At 40.9% G+C, this 20,154-nt stretch carries 5 protein-coding genes and 1 pseudogene; 5 read left to right on the top strand and 1 reads right to left on the bottom strand.

Going from position 1 to position 20,154, the window contains the following annotated elements; translation table 11 throughout:
- Nucleotides 1-17: 17 nt before the first annotated feature.
- From tpiA to IGJ74_RS13695, 5 genes and pseudogenes are all read left to right on the top strand, one after another.
- Nucleotides 18-773 carry a triose-phosphate isomerase gene (gene tpiA / locus IGJ74_RS13715; protein ID WP_008380860.1) on the top strand — a complete coding sequence of 252 codons (756 nt, stop codon included), beginning with the start codon at nucleotides 18-20 and terminating at the stop codon, nucleotides 771-773.
- A 112-nt stretch (nucleotides 774-885) separates the two neighbouring features.
- The gene (gene eno, locus IGJ74_RS13710) at nucleotides 886-2,187 is read left to right on the top strand and encodes a surface-displayed alpha-enolase (RefSeq protein ID WP_005234360.1); all 1,302 of its coding nucleotides are present in this window, start codon (nucleotides 886-888) and stop codon (nucleotides 2,185-2,187) included.
- A 230-nt stretch (nucleotides 2,188-2,417) separates the two neighbouring features.
- Nucleotides 2,418-3,530 (top strand): UDP-galactopyranose mutase, encoded by a 1,113-nt coding sequence (gene glf / locus IGJ74_RS13705; RefSeq protein WP_086316476.1) that lies wholly within the window; start codon nucleotides 2,418-2,420, stop codon nucleotides 3,528-3,530.
- A 159-nt stretch (nucleotides 3,531-3,689) separates the two neighbouring features.
- Nucleotides 3,690-14,591 (top strand): annotated as a pseudogene (locus tag IGJ74_RS13700) (KxYKxGKxW signal peptide domain-containing protein); the annotation flags it as partial.
- Nucleotides 14,592-14,627: 36 nt separating this feature from the next.
- The gene (locus IGJ74_RS13695; protein ID WP_430608761.1) at nucleotides 14,628-17,615 is read left to right on the top strand and encodes an LPXTG cell wall anchor domain-containing protein; all 2,988 of its coding nucleotides are present in this window, start codon (nucleotides 14,628-14,630) and stop codon (nucleotides 17,613-17,615) included.
- A gap of 135 nt (nucleotides 17,616-17,750) precedes the next feature.
- Here the strand turns inward: IGJ74_RS13695 and secA2 are convergent, their stop codons facing one another.
- A complete protein-coding gene (gene secA2 / locus IGJ74_RS13690) occupies nucleotides 17,751-20,120 on the bottom strand; it encodes an accessory Sec system translocase SecA2 (protein ID WP_034872020.1) in 2,370 nt (789 codons plus the stop codon).
- Nucleotides 20,121-20,154 lie beyond the last annotated feature (34 nt).

Here is a 20,154-nt window from a genome sequence, read left to right as displayed (position 1 = left end):
AAAAGGAGTGCCAGAACATGCGCAAACCAATTATTGCCGGAAACTGGAAAATGAATAAAACTGCGAAAGAAGCAAAAGAATTTGCTGAAGCAGTCAAAACAAAAATTCCTAGCAACGAGACAGTTGACTCTGTGATCGGTTCGCCAGCTTTATTCTTAGAAACATTAGTGAATGCTGCTGAAGGAACAGAATTAAAAATTGCTGCTCAAAACAGCTACTGGGAAAATGAAGGTGCCTTTACTGGCGAAACTTCACCAGCAGCTTTAGCAGATCTAGGTGTTGACTATGTCATCATTGGTCATTCAGAACGTCGTGAATACTTCCATGAGACAGATGAAGACATCAACAAAAAAGCCAAAGCAATCTTTGCAAACGGCATGATCCCAATCCTATGCTGTGGTGAATCTTTAGAAACCTATGAAGCTGGCAAAACAGCGGAGTGGATCGAAGGACAAATCACTGCTGGCTTAGACGGTTTAACAGACGGTCAAGTAAGTAATCTTGTGATTGCTTACGAACCAATCTGGGCGATCGGTACTGGTAAATCTGCGGATGCAAACATCGCAGACGAAATTTGTGGCGTTGTCCGCAAAACCGTTGAAAAATTATACGGCAAAGAAGTTTCAGACAGCGTACGTATTCAATACGGCGGCTCTGTAAAGCCTGAAAACATTGCTGAATACATGGCAAAAGAAAATGTTGACGGAGCATTAGTTGGCGGAGCAAGCTTGCAAGCTGATTCATTCCTAGCATTATTAGATGCTGTAAAATAATTTCATTTTCATGAAAATAACATTTGCAGAATCGTCATTTTTTCACTACAATTAAGTTGTTCGCAAGGGGCATTCCCCTTAAGATAAAACAAACTCAAAGGAGAGACAAAACATGTCAATTATTACTGATGTTTACGCACGCGAAGTCTTAGACTCACGTGGTAACCCAACTATCGAAGTAGAAGTCTACACAGAATCAGGTGCTTTCGGCCGCGGAATGGTTCCTTCAGGAGCTTCAACAGGTGAACACGAAGCAGTTGAATTACGTGATGGCGACAAAGCTCGTTATGGCGGTAAAGGTGTAACGAAAGCAGTTGACAATGTAAATAACATCATTGCAGAAGCTATCATCGGCTACGATGTACGTGACCAAATGGCTATCGATAAAGCAATGATCGCTTTAGACGGAACTCCTAACAAAGGCAAATTAGGCGCAAACGCGATTCTTGGTGTTTCTATCGCTGTTGCTCGTGCAGCTGCTGATTACCTAGAAGTACCTTTATACCACTACTTAGGCGGATTCAATACAAAAGTATTGCCAACTCCTATGATGAACATCATCAACGGTGGTTCTCACTCTGACGCACCAATCGCTTTCCAAGAATTCATGATCTTGCCTGTAGGCGCACCTACATTCAAAGAAGGCTTACGTTGGGGTACTGAAGTATTCCACGCTTTGAAATCAATCTTGTCTAAACGTGGTTTAGAAACTTCAGTAGGTGACGAAGGTGGTTTCGCTCCTCGTTTTGAAGGAACTGAAGACGGTGTTGAAACAATCTTAGAAGCAATCAAAGCTGCTGGTTTAGAACCAGGTAAAGATGTATACCTAGGATTTGACTGTGCATCATCAGAATTCTACGAAAACGGTGTTTACGACTACTCTAAATTTGAAGGCGAAAACGGCGTAAAACGTACTGCTGCTGAACAAGTTGACTACTTAGAAGAATTAGTTAACAAATACCCAATCATCACTATCGAAGACGGTATGGATGAAAACGATTGGGATGGTTGGAAACTATTAACTGAACGCTTAGGCGACAAAGTTCAATTAGTAGGGGATGACTTGTTTGTTACAAATACTGAAATCCTTGAAAAAGGAATCAAAAACGGTATCGGTAACTCAATCCTTATCAAAGTTAACCAAATCGGTACATTGACGGAAACATTCAATGCTATCGAAATGGCGAAAGAAGCTGGTTACACTGCAGTAGTTTCTCACCGTTCAGGTGAAACAGAAGATTCAACAATCTCTGATATCGCTGTTGCAACAAACGCTGGCCAAATCAAAACTGGTTCTCTTTCACGTACTGACCGTATTGCAAAATACAACCAATTACTACGTATCGAAGACCAACTTGGTGAAGTTGCTGAATACAAAGGCTTGCAAGCTTTCTACAACTTAAAAAATAAATAATCTTTCGATTATTGCTTTGCTCTGAAAGAGCAGCGGTTGATTTAACAGTCAGCTGCTGCGATTTCAGAGCTTTTTTGTTGCCTCGATTCATTCAGTGCAGACAATGACCAATCATTTAAGATAACAGAAGGTAGTCATTTCTTCTATATTTTCTTTTTCAAAAAAAAGAAATTATAGTTCTGACTTATCAAAATCCTATAATAAAAGAAAATAGTTTTTAGGAGAAAAAAATGGCTTATGATTATTTGATCGTTGGTACAGGTCTTTTTGGCTCAGTTTTTGCTCATGAAGCAGCGAAACGGGGACATACAGTGAAAATGTTGGAAAAACGGACACATATTGGCGGTAATTGTTATACAGAAAAACAAGCAGGAATCGACGTACATAAATATGGTGCGCATATTTTTCATACATCGAGTAAAAAAATTTGGGACTATATCAATCAGTTTACTGAATTCTATCCCTACATTCATGCTCCTATTGCAAACTATCAAGGCGAGCTATATAATCTTCCTTTTAATATGAACACATTTTACCAACTGTGGGGAACCAAAAATCCTGCTGAAGCTCGTACCAAAATAATGACTCAAATTGAAAAGACAAGAATAAAAAGACCACGAAATTTAGAAGAACAGGCTCTTTCTTTAGTCGGACCAGACATCTATCATAAGCTGATCAAAGGCTACACTGAAAAACAGTGGGGACGAGAATGTGATCTTCTTCCTTCTTTTATTATCAAAAGGCTGCCGATCCGGTATACCTTTAACAACAATTATTTTACGGATATTTTTCAAGGAATACCTAAATTGGGTTATACACAAATGATTCAAAAAATGCTTACACATCCACTGATTGATGTTTCTTTAGAGACTGATTTTTTTGCAGATCGCACACGACATGAATCCTCTTCTAAGAACATTGTTTATACTGGAATGATTGATCAATATTTCGATTATTGTTATGGCGAGTTGGCCTATCGGTCTTTACATTTTGAAACTGAAGTCTATAACACGGATAATTACCAAGGAACAGCCGTCATGAACTTTACAGACAGTCAAACGCCCTATACGCGAATCATTGAGCATAAACATTTTTGTCCAGTGGTGTCAAAAAGAACAGTTATCACTAAAGAATACCCGAAAGAGTGGAAGAAAGGAGATATTCCTTACTACCCAATTAACGATCAAAGCAATAATGCATTGTATCGCAAGTATGAAAAATTAGCGCAACAGCAAAAAAATTGTTTGTTTGGTGGGCGCCTAGCCAGCTATCGCTATTATGATATGGACGATACGATCGCAGCTGCTTTAAAGCTTGTCCAACAGGAATTTCAAGTGGAGTAACCTCTTCTATTGGAGAGGTTGCTTTTTTTTGTCCCGATTCTGGGACAAAACGTAACTTTTTTACTAGCTATGAAATAATTAGTTATCCTATCTTCTAAATAAATAGGACTTGGGGAAGTTTATAAAACATTTTTACGAAAGGGGAGAAAAATAAACGTAATGAGTAAAAAGAATAATTATCGAAAGTTGTTACGCTCCAATAAAAGTGAACGCTACAAGATGTATAAAAGCGGAAAACATTGGGTCTATGCAACGATCACTTCTTTTACTGGCATTGCTGGATTGAGTATCGCGCCAATCGTGGCACATGCTTCAGAAATCACACCGCCATTAGATGCAAGTAAAGAAGCAAATGCCGAGAATGTCTTGGCAAATAAAACGACGACCAAAATACCGGCTTCATCGACACAAGAAAGTGAAGCTACTTCTCAATCTGAAAGCACACAGCCATCGGATAGTTTTTCTGAATCCGAAAGTATTACCCAGTCACAAAGTGCAACAGAGTCAACTAGTTTAACCGAATCCCAGAGTGTGAGTGATTCAGAAATTGAAAACAATGTTACCACTATTGAAGAATCCCAAAGCACTTCTGAATCAATGAGCCTTTCCGAGGAGGAGAGTGTGTCTGAATCAGAGAGTTTGAGTATCTCAGAAAGTACCTCTATTTCAGAAAGTGGTTCGTTGTCGTCAAGTGCATCAGAATCGACTAGTCTATCGATGTCACGATCTACCAGCGTCTCTCATTCAACGTCAGTAAGTCAAAAGAACCCACCAAAACAAACAGTCTCCGAAAAAAATAAAGTAGAATCGCAAAAAGCACAAGATCTCTTTGATCAATTAGTGCCGAAGAAAGTACAAGCGTCGGTTGACACTACAACGAATTCATTAGAGATAGTAGTCAAAGATGGCAATTCACCAAGTACATCTTTGATACGGGCAGCGCAACAATATGCTAGTGCCAATAATTTGATTGCAAGTTTTGCAATTACCACCCAATCGGGGCAGATCATTAAAATCAATGTTTCTGCAGATCCGGATATGGGTCGAGAAGAATTTGAGCAGGCAATCAATGATGGAAATAAAACCAATTCACCTTCTGGGGTAACAGTTGATGTGCCAGACCAAGTGAAGAATAAAGATTTATATAAGCAAACCGCTATTGCTAATGGCACTTATGCCGCAGTTACTGACTGGGCTACCTTAAAAGCAGCATATGGAAATTCTTCGATTACCTATATCGAGGTAACCGCCAATATTACAGCGGCTACCAATGTGGCAACTCGTGATTTGGGTTGGCGCGAAACGAGTGTGATTATTGACGGGAATGGTTTTACAGTCAATATGGCAGGAGCAGCGTTTAATGTAGGGGCAAGTTCTACGGTTCGCGGTTCTATTTTTACGATCACAAATATTAACTTGATTCATTGGCAGTCAGGCACCAACTCAGGAGACAGTGGGACAGGTACAGCGGACGCTGTGATCGATTCAAGGTCGGCAACAGGTGGTTATGGATACTGGTACTTCAATATCGATAATGTCACTCTCGAAGGACGAGATGGTGTTAGCGGAACAGATACTGCTTATCAACCACGACGACTACTGGACGCTGAGGATAGTCAAGTGACTTTATCAGGCAAAATCGTTGCCAATGTAAAACAAGAATTGATGCAAATTGGGGAAGTAGCTATCGCTAACGGATCCCATGTAGAGTTGAATCGAACAGCTGGTACCACTGGTTATTCCATGTTTTACTATATGGCCATCCGAGGGAACAATGCGAGTGATACAGGATTCAACCATACCTTTAAAGTAGGTGATGGAGCGACAATTATTGGGAACGAACTTAGTACCTATAATAGTAACAACTATCCCCTTGTCTATTATGGATTTAACTCAATCACTGTTGGAGATGACGTAACCTGGAAACAAGACGGCTTCCAAATGCTCCTTGATTTTTCTCGTTATTCAGGAAGTCAATCAAATGACCGAACTGCAACTTTTGGACAAAATTTACAAATGACGGCTACGCGTACAGTAGGTTCTAACTCGCTGAATGTCACAAATAGAGCGGTTGTTACATTTAATGCAGGAACGGTACTTGATTTGCAACAATGGAATGCCAATACTGTTGTAAACGTTGATTCTGGCGCAACCATTCGCTTTATTTCACCGCGAGCATTGCACTTAGCACGTTTAACTTCTTCAGGAGCTGTTTCGGCTGGCCGATTGATTACAGGTTCGGGAACATTTGTCATGAATAATTCTCAGATTAGTACATGGCAAGGCAGCAGTAGCCAAACCGCTGCTCCAGAAGGAAACCGTAACTTAAAATTCGTAGAGATGACTATTTCAGGTACGACAACCACCATTAAAGATACGGCTGGAAATGTTACTACATCTAATATTGTAGATACTTCTACCCGTGAATTAGCGACTGTTGCTATTGCACCAGGAACTGTAACTGTAAACTATGTTGATCAGTATGGCAATATTATCAAAACTGTTGATATGCCAATTGATCCAGACGTTAATTACATTGGTGAGTATCTTGATTTGCAAACGTTGGAGTATGCCAATGATCTAATGCCTGATAATTATATGTGGGCAATTGGTACTCAAGTCGCTAGTTCTGCGAAAAACGATGGCCAAAGTGGCGGAGATAGTACGACTAATGCCGATAATGGGGATAGTTATGGACAAGCGACAGTTGCGATCGTTCCGATGGAAAACACCAATTATACCTATAATATTTATGTATACGGTGTTGCTAATAATTCGGTTCAGTACCAATATGTTGACGTTAAGACAGGTCAAGTGATTTCTTCTGAGTACATGAATGCTGGTACCGAAGCTTCAGGAACAGATAGAGTTCCTGCAAACTACGGGAATGTTATTGATTGGACCAATAGTTACTATACTTCGACGAATTTACCTCCTGGTTACTATTATGCAACAGGTGCAGTATTAAATGGCAATGTACAGCCTGGATCTACTACAGTAGGAACAGGTGCGAGTCTAACCACTATTTACGTTGTAGCAGATACACAAACAGTCAATGTAACATTTGTTAATTCAGATGGTCGTCCATTACAAAACCAAACTGGCACAGTTGCCATCAATGGGACGACCGGCCAAGAAATAAGTTATGAGGATTTAATTGCGGATTACCTCACTCAAACCGGTTATTATGCAGATCAAACAGGGACATTTGTTTTTGATAATACTAGCAATAATGGTAGTACGACAGATAGTGATCAACAGTTTATTACGATCACTCTCTATCCGTCTTATCAAGAAGTCGGTGTCGTTGGAAATAATCAACCGGAATCAGATCCTGCTACAGGGGAAGCATTTGAGCAAATCCCGGGAACAGTCACTGTTGGAAAATATGGTACTTCTGGCGTTTCAAACGAAAGTATCACTCTTGGTGTAACAGATGCAGATTTAGAGAGAAATGGATATATTTATACGGTTACAGGACCAGATGGAGTAGTCTACAATACATTAGCGGAAGCTATGGCTGCCAATCAAACTTTTGATACCACCAGCAATGGAGCATCTCAAATGGATTCTTCACCTCAGATGTTCACGGTCAATTATGAACAAGATCCGGTATCTTTGTCTACTTCAGAGTCTGTTTCGGGAAGTGAATCATTATCAGAATCCATTATTACTTCTACTTCAGAATCAGAAAGTGTTTCTCTTTCTCAATCGATTTCAGAAAGTGACTCTTTATCAGAATCGATCTCTGTTAGTGATTCAGAATCAATGTCTACATCAATGAGTGAGTCTGTTTCAGTTTCAGAATCAGAGAGTGACTCATTGTCATCGTCTATTTCAGAAAGTGAATCTGATATGAATGATTCGACATCTGAATCATTATCAACATCAATCTCTACTTCAACTTCTTTAAGTGATTCAGAATCGGTTTCGATCTCATTGAGTGACTCAGAATCAGCGTCTCTTTCAACAAGTGAATCTATTTCAGTGTCGGACTCAGAGAGTGGCTCGTCATCGACCTCTATCTCAGAAAGTGAATCAATGTCTCTTTCAATTTCGCTTAGTGATTCAGAATCTTTATCAGAATCCCTATCTGAAAGTATTTCAACATCGATTTCATTGTCGGATAGTGATTCAATGTCAGAAAGTCTTTCAGCATCAGAATCGTTATCCATATCAGCTAGTGTTTCTGAGTCAGATTCAGAAAGTGATAGTTCTAGCTTTAGTGCCTCTGTTTCTGGATCATTGAGCAACAGTACAAGTGATTCTGAAAGTTTATCTTTATCTGAGTCAGTATCAGTTTCACTCTCGCAATCACTCAGTGAATCCACTTCACTATCATTGTCAGAGAGTGATTCAGTATCAGAAAGTATTTCAGCATCAGAATCATTATCTGTCGCAATTAGTGAATCTGATTCTTCTTCGCTTAGTGAGAGCATTAGTTTCAGCGAATCTATTTCTGATTCATTGAGTGCTAGCATGAGTTTATCAGAAAGTTTATCGGAATCAGACTCGATCTCAAATTCAATTAGTAGGTCGATGTCATTGAGCATTAGTGAAAGCAATAGTGAGTCTACTAGCGAATCAGCAAGCTTCAGTGGCAGCACAAGTGTAAGTAACAGTGATTCCACAAGTGTAAGTACGTCAGCTAGTGCATCAACATCTGTAAGTATTAGCGAGTCAATCAGTACCAGCACATCAGTTAGCGATTCATTATCATTAAGTAACAGTGAGTCAATGAGTTTGAGTACCTCGCTTAGTGATTCATCCTCATTGAGCGCCAGCATTTCGACATCATTAAGTGCAAGTGACTCTGCAAGTTATAGCGGCAGTACGAGCGTAAGTAATAGCGATTCGGCAAGCGAAAGTATATCTGCAAGTAATTCACTTTCAGTAAGTATTAGTGAGTCAACAAGCCTGAGCACCTCGATCAGTGATTCATCATCATTGAGCACAAGTGTTTCGACATCCCTAAGTGCGAGTGATTCAGCAAGTTATAGCGGCAGTACGAGTGTAAGTAATAGCGATTCGGCAAGCGAAAGTATATCTGCAAGTAATTCACTTTCAGTAAGTATTAGTGAGTCAACAAGTGAAAGTACGTCAATCAGCGATTCTGCATCATTGAGTACAAGCATTTCGACATCCCTAAGTGCGAGTGATTCTGCAAGTTACAGTGGTAGTACAAGTGTAAGCAACAGTGATTCGACAAGTACAAGTATGTCAAGTAGTGAATCAACATCTGTAAGTATTAGTGAATCCACAAGCACAAGCACCTCGATCAGCGATTCATTATCATTGAGTACAAGTATTTCATCTTCCCTAAGTGCGAGTGAATCAGCAAGCTTTAGTGGCAGCACAAGTGTAAGCAACAGTGATTCGACAAGTACAAGTACGTCAAGTAGTGAATCAACATCTACAAGTATTAGTGAGTCAACAAGCACCAGCACATCGATTAGCGATTCATTATCATTAAGTACAAGTATCAGTAACAGTGAATCAGCAAGTACAAGCACATCAATTAGTGATTCATCATCATTGAGTACAAGTGTTTCATCTTCCCTAAGTGCGAGTGAATCAGCAAGCTTTAGTGGTAGTACAAGTGTAAGCAACAGTGATTCCACAAGCGCAAGTACGTCAAGCAGTGAATCAACATCTGCAAGCATTAGTGAGTCAACAAGCACCAGCACGTCGATCAGCGATTCGTTATCAGTAAGTACAAGTATCAGTAACAGCGAATCAGCAAGTGAAAGTACGTCAATCAGCGATTCTGCATCATTGAGTACAAGCATTTCTGCATCATTAAGTGCGAGTGATTCAGCAAGCTTTAGTGGTAGCACAAGTGTAAGCAACAGCGATTCCACAAGCGCAAGTACGTCATCGAGCGAATCAACATCTACAAGTGTTAGTGAGTCGACAAGCCTGAGCACATCGATTAGCGATTCATTATCATTAAGTACAAGTATCAGTAACAGTGAATCAGCAAGTACAAGCACATCAATCAGCGATTCTGCATCATTGAGTACAAGCATTTCGACATCCCTAAGTGCGAGTGAATCAGCAAGCTTTAGTGGTAGCACAAGTGTAAGCAACAGCGATTCCACAAGCGCAAGTACGTCATCGAGCGAATCAACATCTACAAGTGTTAGTGAGTCGACAAGCCTGAGCACATCGATTAGCGATTCATTATCATTAAGTACAAGTATCAGTAACAGTGAATCAGCAAGTACAAGCACATCAATCAGCGATTCTGCATCATTGAGTACAAGCATTTCGACATCCCTAAGTGCGAGTGAATCAGCAAGCTTTAGTGGTAGCACAAGTGTAAGCAACAGCGATTCCACAAGCGCAAGTACGTCATCGAGCGAATCAACATCTACAAGTGTTAGTGAGTCGACAAGCCTGAGCACATCGATTAGCGATTCATTGTCATTAAGTACAAGTATCAGTAACAGTGAATCAGCAAGTACAAGCACATCAATCAGCGATTCTGCATCATTGAGCACAAGTGTTTCGACATCATTAAGTGCGAGTGATTCAGCAAGCTTCAGTGGTAGCACAAGTGTAAGCAACAGTGATTCCATAAGCGCAAGTACGTCATCGAGCGAATCAACATCTACAAGTATCAGTGAGTCAACAAGTACAAGCGCATCAATCAGCGATTCATCATCATTGAGCACAAGTATTTCGATATCTTTAAGTGCGAGTGATTCAGCAAGCTTTAGCGGTAGCACAAGTGTAAGTAACAGTGATTCGACAAGTGCAAGTACGTCATCGAGCGAATCAACATCTACAAGTGTTAGTGAGTCAACAAGTACCAGCACTTCGATTAGCGATTCAATGTCTGTAAGTACAAGTATCAGTAACAGTGAATCAGCAAGTCTGAGCACATCGATCAGTGATTCATCATCATTGAGCACAAGTGTTTCGACATCTCTAAGTGCGAGTGATTCAGCAAGCTTTAGTGGCAGCACAAGTGTAAGCACCAGTGACTCGACAAGTACCAGCACGTCGATCAGCGATTCGTTATCAGTAAGTACAAGTATCAGTAACAGTGAATCAGCAAGTGCAAGCACATCAATCAGTGATTCATCATCATTGAGTACAAGCATTTCGAGATCCTTAAGTGCGAGTGATTCAGCAAGCTTTAGCGGAAGCACAAGCGTAAGTACAAGTGAATCAACAAGTGCAAGTACGTCAAGTAGTGAGTCAACATCTACAAGTATTAGTGAGTCAACAAGCACCAGCACATCGATCAGCGATTCGTTATCAGTAAGTACAAGTATCAGTAACAGCGAATCAGCAAGTCTGAGCACATCGATCAGTGATTCATCATCATTGAGCACAAGTATTTCGACATCTCTAAGTGAGAGTGATTCAGCAAGCTTCAGTGGGAGTACAAGTGTAAGTAACAGTGATTCGACAAGTGCAAGTACGTCAAGTAGTGAATCAACATCTACAAGTATTAGTGAGTCGACAAGCACCAGCACATCGATCAGCGATTCTGCATCATTGAGTACAAGCATTTCGGCATCATTAAGTGCGAGTGATTCAGCAAGCTTTAGCGGCAGCACAAGTGTAAGCAACAGTGAGTCCACAAGTACGAGCACGTCGATCAGCGATTCATTATCAGTAAGTACAAGCATCAGTAACAGTGAATCAGCAAGCCTGAGCACATCAGTCAGTGATTCATCATCATTGAGCACAAGTATTTCGACATCTCTAAGTGCGAGTGATTCAGCAAGCTTTAGCGGTAGCACAAGTGTAAGTAACAGTGATTCGACAAGTGCAAGTACGTCAAGTAGTGATTCAACATCTACAAGTATTAGTGAGTCGACAAGCACCAGCACATCGATCAGCGATTCGTTATCAGTAAGTACAAGTATCAGTAACAGCGAATCAGCAAGTGAAAGTACGTCAATCAGCGATTCTGCATCATTGAGTACAAGCATTTCGGCATCATTAAGTGCGAGTGATTCAGCAAGCTTTAGCGGCAGCACAAGTGTAAGCAACAGTGAGTCCACAAGTACGAGCACGTCAATCAGCGATTCATTATCAGTAAGTGCAAGCATCAGTAACAGTGAATCAGCAAGCCTGAGCACATCAGTCAGTGATTCATCATCATTGAGCACAAGTATTTCGACATCTCTAAGTGCGAGTGATTCAGCAAGCTTTAGTGGCAGCACAAGTGTAAGTAATAGTGAGTCCACAAGTACGAGCACGTCGATTAGCGATTCATTATCAGTAAGTACAAGCATCAGTAACAGCGAATCAGCAAGTGAAAGTACGTCAATCAGCGATTCTGCATCATTGAGTACAAGCATTTCGGCATCATTAAGTGCGAGTGATTCAGCAAGCTTTAGCGGCAGCACAAGTGTAAGCAACAGTGAGTCCACAAGTACGAGCACGTCGATCAGCGATTCATTATCAGTAAGTACAAGCATCAGTAACAGTGAATCAGCAAGCCTGAGCACATCAGTCAGTGATTCATCATCATTGAGTACAAGTGTTTCGACATCTCTAAGCGCGAGTGATTCTGCAAGCTTCAGTGGTAGCACAAGTGTAAGCAACAGTGAGTCGACAAGTACAAGCACATCAATCAGTGATTCATCATCATTGAGCACAAGTATTTCGACATCTCTAAGTGCGAGTGATTCTGCAAGCTTCAGTGGCAGCACAAGTGTAAGCAACAGTGATTCCACAAGTACGAGCACGTCGATTAGCGATTCATTATCAGTAAGTACAAGTATTAGTAACAGTGAATCAGCAAGTGAAAGTACGTCAATCAGTGATTCATCATCATTGAGCACAAGCATTTCGACATCCCTAAGTGCGAGTGAATCAGCAAGCTTCAGTGGTAGCACAAGTGTAAGCAGCAGTGAGTCCACAAGTACGAGCACGTCGATCAGCGATTCATCATCATTGAGCACAAGTATTTCGACATCTCTAAGTGCGAGTGATTCAGCAAGCTTCAGTGGCAGCACAAGTGTAAGTAATAGTGAGTCGACAAGCACCAGCACGTCGATTAGCGATTCAATGTCTGTAAGTACAAGTATCAGTAACAGTGAATCAGCAAGTGAAAGTACGTCAATCAGTGATTCATCATCATTGAGCACAAGCATTTCGACATCCCTAAGTGCGAGTGAATCAGCAAGCTTTAGTGGTAGCACAAGCGTAAGCAACAGTGAGTCGACAAGCGCAAGTACGTCAGTGAGCGAATCAACATCTACAAGCGTTAGTGAGTCAACAAGCTTGAGCACATCAATCAGTGATTCATTATCATTGAGTACAAGTGTTTCGACATCTCTAAGTGCGAGTGATTCAGCAAGCTTTAGTGGTAGCACAAGTGTAAGTAATAGTGAGTCGACAAGCACCAGCACGTCGATTAGCGATTCAATGTCTGTAAGTACAAGTATCAGTAACAGTGAATCAGCAAGTGAAAGTACGTCAATCAGTGATTCATCATCATTGAGCACAAGCATTTCGACATCCCTAAGTGCGAGTGAATCAGCAAGCTTTAGTGGTAGCACAAGCGTAAGCAACAGTGAGTCGACAAGCTCAAGTACGTCAGTGAGCGAATCATCATCTACAAGCGTTAGTGAGTCGACAAGCTTGAGCACATCGATCAGTGACTCATCATCACAAAGTGCAAGCATTTCGACATCATTAAGTGCGAGCGATTCTACAAGCTTTAGTGGCAGCACAAGTCTAAGCAACAGTGATTCCACAAGTACGAGCACGTCGATCAGCGATTCATTATCTGTAAGTACAAGCATTAGTAACAGTGAATCAACAAGCCTGAGCACATCAATCAGTGATTCATTGTCATTGAGTACAAGTGTTTCGACATCTCTAAGTGCGAGTGATTCAGCAAGCTTTAGCGGAAGCACAAGTGTTAGCAGTAGCGAGTCCACAAGTGTAAGTACGTCATTAAGTGATTCATCATCGCTAAGTACAAGTGTAAGCAACAGTGACTCGACAAGTACGAGCACGTCGATCAGCGATTCATTGTCTGTAAGTACAAGCATCAGTAACAGTGAATCAGCAAGTACGAGCACATCAATCAGTGATTCATCATCATTGAGCACAAGTATTTCAGCATCCCTAAGTGCGAGTGATTCTACAAGCTTTAGTGGTAGCACAAGCGTAAGTACTAGTGAATCGACAAGTGCAAGTACGTCAGTGAGCGAATCAACATCTACAAGCGTTAGTGAGTCGACAAGCTTGAGCACATCGATCAGTGACTCATCATCACAAAGTGCAAGCATTTCGACATCATTAAGTGCGAGCGATTCTACAAGCTTTAGTGGCAGCACAAGTCTAAGCAACAGTGATTCCACAAGTACGAGCACGTCGATCAGCGATTCATTATCTGTAAGTACAAGCATTAGTAACAGTGAATCAACAAGCCTGAGCACATCAATCAGTGATTCATTGTCATTGAGTACAAGTGTTTCGACATCTCTAAGTGCGAGTGATTCAGCAAGCTTTAGCGGAAGCACAAGTGTTAGCAGTAGCGAGTCCACAAGTGTAAGTACGTCATTAAGTGATTCATCATCGCTAAGTACAAGTGTAAGCAACAGTGACTCGACAAGTACGAGCACGTCGATCAGCGATTCATTGTCTGTAAGTACAAGCATCAGTAACAGTGAATCAGCAAGTACGAGCACATCAATCAGTGATTCATCATCATTGAGCACAAGTATTTCAGCATCCCTAAGTGCGAGTGATTCTACAAGCTTTAGTGGTAGCACAAGCGTAAGTACTAGTGAATCGACAAGTGCAAGTACGTCAGTGAGCGAATCAACATCTACAAGTATTAGTGAGTCAACAAGCACTAGCACGTCGATCAGCGATTCATTGTCTGTAAGTACAAGCATCAGTAACAGTGAATCAGCAAGTACAAGCACATCAATCAGTGATTCATCATCGCTAAGTACAAGTGTAAGCAACAGTGACTCGACAAGTGCAAGTACGTCGATCAGTGACTCGTTATCTCTAAGCACAAGTACTTCGTTGTCATTAAGTGCGAGCGATTCTACAAGCTTTAGTGGCAGCACAAGTGTAAGCAACAGTGAGTCAACAAGTACGAGTACGTCATTGAGTGACTCATTATCAGTAAGTACAAGCATTAGTAACAGTGAGTCAGCAAGTATTAGTACTTCACTAAGTGATTCATCATCATTGAGTACTAGTGGTTTAATGTCACAAAGTGCAAGCGACTCTGCAAGCTACAGCGGTAGCACAAGTACAAGTAATAGTGAATCAACAAGCATTAGTACGTCTGTGAGCGATTCACGGACTAGTGAAAGTCAAAGCTATAGCAGCAGTACTTCAGCCAGCTTGAGCATGAGTACTAGTGTCAGTACTTCGGTTAGTGACTCTGCTTCAATTAGTACAAGCAACAGTAATAGTGAATCGAATAGTTTGAGTACGTCAATTAGTGATTCGCGTTCAAGTATGAGTGAAAGCTTTAGCAGCAGTACCTCAGCAAGTATTAGTCTAAGTACTAGTGACAGTACTAGCTACAGTAGCAGCACCTCAGCAAGCATAAGTACAAGTACTAGCGATAGTACAAGTATTAGTAATAGTGCTTCTGAAAGTATGAGTGAAAGCTTGAGTATCAGTACATCAATGAGCGACTCATCGTCAATCAGTGCTAGCTTGAGCAATAGCGATAGTCTTTCAGAAAGCAGATCACTAGCAAGTGAAAGTCAAAGCTACAGTAGTAGTACTTCTGCGAGTCTAAGTCTCAGCACAAGTACTAGCAGTTCATTAAGTGATTCATCGTCAACTAGTGCGAGCGACAGCTACAGTTTGAGTAATAGTTTGAGCCAATTGACAAGTGACTCACTTTCCGAAGGTATTAGTTTAAGTAATAGCCTAAGTAATAGTTTCAGTCAAAGTACTTCAGCTAGCACGAGTTTGAGTTCAAGTACAAGTCTAAGTGAACAATTATCTCAATCAGTCAGTGCCAGCGAGTCACGGAGTGATAGCCTAAGCTATAGTAGCAGCACATCAATTAGTACGAGTGAAAGTAGCAGTACTAGCTTGAGCGAATTACTATCTCGTTCAACCAGTGCCAGTGAATCACGGAGCAATAGCTTGAGCCAAAGCACAAGTACTTCGTTGAGTGGCAGCAACAGCTCTAGCTTAAGTTTAAGTGAAATGAACTCTCAATCTAGCAGTGCGAGCGAATCACGGAGTGATAGTGTAAGCAATAGCATGAGCACATCAACTAGTGACAGCTTAAGTTCTAGTACGAGTGTAAGTGATTTACTTTCTAGATCAGAGAGTGCAAGTGAATCTAGAAGTGATAGCCTAAGCTATAGCGGTAGCACGAGCGTAAGTAACAGCTTAAGTTTAAGCGCGAGTCTAAGTGATTTACTATCTAGATCTGAAAGTGCCAGCGAATCACGTAGTTTCAGTACGAGTGATAGTGCAAGCACATCACTCAGCAATAGCGATAGTGCAAGTGATAGCTTAAGCGATCTATATTCAAGATCGAACAGTTCTAGCCTTTCAACCAGTGACAGTACAAGTACAAATGATTCTGTCTCAGCAAGTGCTAGTGAGAGCACCAGCATTTCACAATCTACTAGTACAAGTCTAAGCGAATCGGCATCAATCAGCACATCGCTTAGCGAAAAACAAGAAGTGATTGAATCTCAAAGTGTGAGTGCTTCGACAAGTGATTCACAAAGCTCTAGCACCAGTGAATCAGTTAGCGTCAGCATCAGTACTAGCGAAAGCGAGCGGAATAGTACGGAAGTTACACCTAGCGAATCAACCTCCATTAGCGAAAGCATTAGTACAAGTGAAAGTGTCCGAGATTCCGAATCGGTTAGTTCAAGTGACAGTACAAGTTTGAGTCAATCTATGAGTACGAGCGATCAAGCCTCCGCTTCTGAAAGTACAAGCAACAGTTCTAGCATTCGCGATTCTGAGTCTGAAAGCGCAAGTATTTCTACGGAAGAAAGCCGCAGCTTCAGTACAAGTGAGTCGATTTTTGCAAGTGAGAGCACATCAATCAGTCAAAGTGACAGTACAAGTATGAGCGAATCAGCTAGTGAAAGTACCAGCATTAGTGACAGTGAACGTGGTTCAATGTCTGATAGTGCAAGTGTAAGTGATTCGACTTCAACCAGTGACAGTACAAGTGTGAGTGAATCTGTTAGCGAAAGTACCAGCATTAGTGACAGTGAACGTGGTTCAATGTCTGATAGTGCAAGTGTAAGTGATTCGACTTCAGCAAGCGAAAGCCTAAGTGTGAGTGAATCAGCAAGCGAAAGCACCAGCATCAGCGACAGTGAACGTGGTTCAATGTCTGATAGTGCAAGTGTAAGTGATTCGACTTCAGCAAGCGAAAGCCTAAGTGTGAGTGAATCAGCAAGCGAAAGCACCAGCATCAGCGATAGTGAACGTGATTCAATGTCAAATAGTGCAAGTGTAAGTGATTCGACTTCTATCAGTGACAGTACAAGCGTAAGTGAATCTGCAAGCGAAAGCACCAGCATCAGTGATAGTGAACGTGATTCAGTATCACTTAGCGCCGAATCAAGTGATTCAGGGTCAACAAGCGACAGTCTGAGTGCTAGCAACTCGGCTAGTCAGAGTGAAAGCTTTAGTGCCTCTGATCGAGATTCAGTCTCCATGAGCGCTAGTGAATCAATCAGCGATAGTACCAGCGTGAGTGACTCTGCTTCGCTAAGCACAAGTACAAGTGATATCAACTCTGATATCGTCAGTGAATATCACAGTAATAGCTTGTCTGAGAGTCTATCAGAGCTGCAATCACAATCAACTAGCCAAGATCATTCACTTTCGGCAAGTGAGTCTAACAGCGGCTCTACTTCAACACCATCAAGTTCTGATCAGAACAATGGAGTAAATGGAAATACAATAACGCCAATTGGCAACACAGAAGTAGGGAGTCATACGACCGGTGCAACTGGTTCTACTCTTCCTAAGACTGGCGAATCTGATGCAAGTGGTATTCAAATGTCTCTTGCTGGAATTGCCACGCTGTTAGCTGCTATTGCTTTAATGAAAAAGAAAAAAGATGAAGCAAAGCGTGAAACAGAGTAACTCGTTAGTTTTGTTTTGTGAAGAGCTAGGATAAATTTCCTAGCTCTTCTAAAATGATAAAAATACTTCTATTAAATAAAAAAGCATCACAGTTAGGCAAACTAACTGTGATGCTTTTTTATTGGCTATGGTTGGCTATGGAAATTCAACATCGAATGAACCATCTTCTGTTTTTACCAACTCGGATAATAATAAATTTCTGACTGCTTCTAGATAAATGGCTTCACGCATTTCAGTAAAAGAACGATGTGCTTCTACTTGAAATTCATAGATGGGGCGATGTTGTCCCCAGTTTCGCCCATTGATGACTGTTTTCAATTGTTGCAGGTTGTCTGATTGTTCGATCCAAAGAGTATCTAAGGCTTTTAAAAGAATGATTCGCTTGAAAAACAGTTGTTGGAAACTATCTGGCATAAATTGTTGAATGTGAATCAAACGCTCTGAAATCAGATCCAATAAAAATTTTTTGACCGTTCGCTTATTAAATTTATCTAGTTTCTCGATTTCAAAAACATCAAAATTATAGTCCAAATTATTAAAGATAAAATCAAGGATCGCTTGTTGATTTAGGTTCTCTTTTTTAGTGGTGAATTGATTGATTGTTTCTTCTATGCATTGATTAATGATGTTTTCTAACTCGACAGGGGTACCTTTCATAATGCTGTTTCTCATGCTGTACATTTTGTCTCTTTGAATGGTAATAATTGAGTCAAATTCTAGCGTCGTTTGACGTCCGGCAATTTCTTGATTTTTGCGATTGCTTTGTGACTGATTGATTAGTTTATTGTATTTTTTCTTTTTTAAGGGCGTGAGATCACTGGATAATTCTTCTTGTTCAGTTAATAATTCTCGTTCGTCGGCGGCCCATTTGGGTGCACTTTCAACCACGATTTTGTCTTCCATAGATACATAGAAAATACTGTCACCCGGATCTCCTTGACGTCCAGAGCGGCCCCGAAGCTGATTGTCAATTCGGTCACTGGTCATCCGCTCAGTTCCTACTACTAATAGACCACCATTTTCCCGTGCGTCTTCTTCCAGTTTAATATCTGTACCACGCCCAGCCATTGAAGTAGCCACAGTTACGGCACCTTTTTTACCAGCTTCTGAGATGATCCAGGATTCCTTGGTCGCTGTTGTAGCGTTTAAAAGATTATGAGGGATTCGATGCTTTAAGAGAATCAGGGAGTATAACGTCGACATTGAGACTGATCCTGTCTCAATCAATACGGGGCGTTCTTGCGTCAAAGCATTTCTTACTGCTTCTAAAGAAGCCATGATTTTCGACTGATTGGTCACATAGACCAGATCCTGATGATCTTTTCGGCGAATGGGTTTATTTGTCGGAATTTCGATTACGTCAATATCATACGTTTCTCGAAATTCGTCGGCGTCTGTTTTGGCAGTACCAGTCATTCCGGACAAAATTTTAAATTTTCGGAATAGGTTTTGGTAGGTAATGGAGCCCATGGAGCGGCTCTCTGTAGTAATCTCTACGCCTTCTTTTGCTTCGATTGCTTGATGAAGGCCAGCTTGTAGTTTTGTTCCAATCAGCTTACGTCCATTTGCTTCATCAAGCAAAAGAATCTCGTTGTCCTCCACAACATAGTCTTTGTTTAAGTGTAAGAGATAATTGGCCCGTAAGGCAATGACTAAATGACGGTAAAGACTTTTCCATTTTTCTGAAAGAATAGTTTCAATACCTAAGTAGTCTTCGGCTTTTTTTATGCCTGCTTCTGTAAACCAAGCGTGACGTTTGTTTTCACTTCTCATAAAGTCTTTACCTTCAATCAAGCTTTTCACAAACCAATCAGATAGCGTAAAAAAATTTGACTGAACTTTGGGTGCTCCTGAAATGATCAATGGCGTTTGCGCCATATCAAGTAATATTGCATCGATTTCATCTATCAGTACATAATTGAAGTGGGTGACATATTGTTCGTCTGGAGAAACAGCCAAGTTGTCAAATAAATAGTCAAAGCCCAGTGCGCTATGCGTCGTATAGACGATGTCTGCTGCATAGACCACCTCTTTATCGATTTCTTCTCCTTCATCTTCATGTTCAGGAACACCTGCAGCCACGGATAGTCCTAGAAAACGATAGACTTTTCCCGTTTCTTCAATATCTCGCAAGGCTAAATACGTATTAGAAGTAATCAAGAAATTGCCTTTGCCTCCCAGACCATGTAAATACATCGGCATGGTTGCGGTCAATGTTTTTCCTTCTCCGGTTTTCATTTCAGCAACATTGCCGTAAAAAAGAGCAATTGCGCCAAGAATTTGAACAAAATAAGGCTCCATTCCCAAGACACGACGGTCTGCTTCGACAACGACAGCATAGGCTTGCGGGAGTAAACTCTCCAGTTTTTTGCCCTGTTCGAGTTGTTGTCGAAAATGAATGGTTTGCATTTGCAATTCTTGATCTGATAATTGCCGATAGTTTTCTGCAAGACTTTGAACTTTTCTCGCCAACCGAATATACTTGCGAAACTTTTTATCTTTCATTTTTTTGTTCCTCCTTTCAAAAACTGATATTGCT

It is taken from the genome of Enterococcus sp. AZ009 (assembly GCF_050548785.1).
Taxonomy (GTDB): Bacteria; Bacillota; Bacilli; order Lactobacillales; family Enterococcaceae; genus Enterococcus_D; species Enterococcus_D entomosocium.
The sequence above is the reverse complement of the archived record's forward strand: the minus strand, read 5'-3'. Positions and strand labels throughout refer to the sequence as shown.

Excerpts from the sequence above, each read along its gene's own strand:
- tpiA (WP_008380860.1), top strand. The coding sequence starts at position 18 with ATGCGCAAACCAATTATTGCCGGAAACTGGAAAATGAATAAAACTGCG.
- eno (WP_005234360.1), top strand. The coding sequence starts at position 886 with ATGTCAATTATTACTGATGTTTACGCACGCGAAGTCTTAGACTCACGT.
- glf (WP_086316476.1), top strand. The coding sequence starts at position 2,418 with ATGGCTTATGATTATTTGATCGTTGGTACAGGTCTTTTTGGCTCAGTT.
- secA2 (WP_034872020.1), bottom strand. The coding sequence starts at position 20,120 with ATGAAAGATAAAAAGTTTCGCAAGTATATTCGGTTGGCGAGAAAAGTT.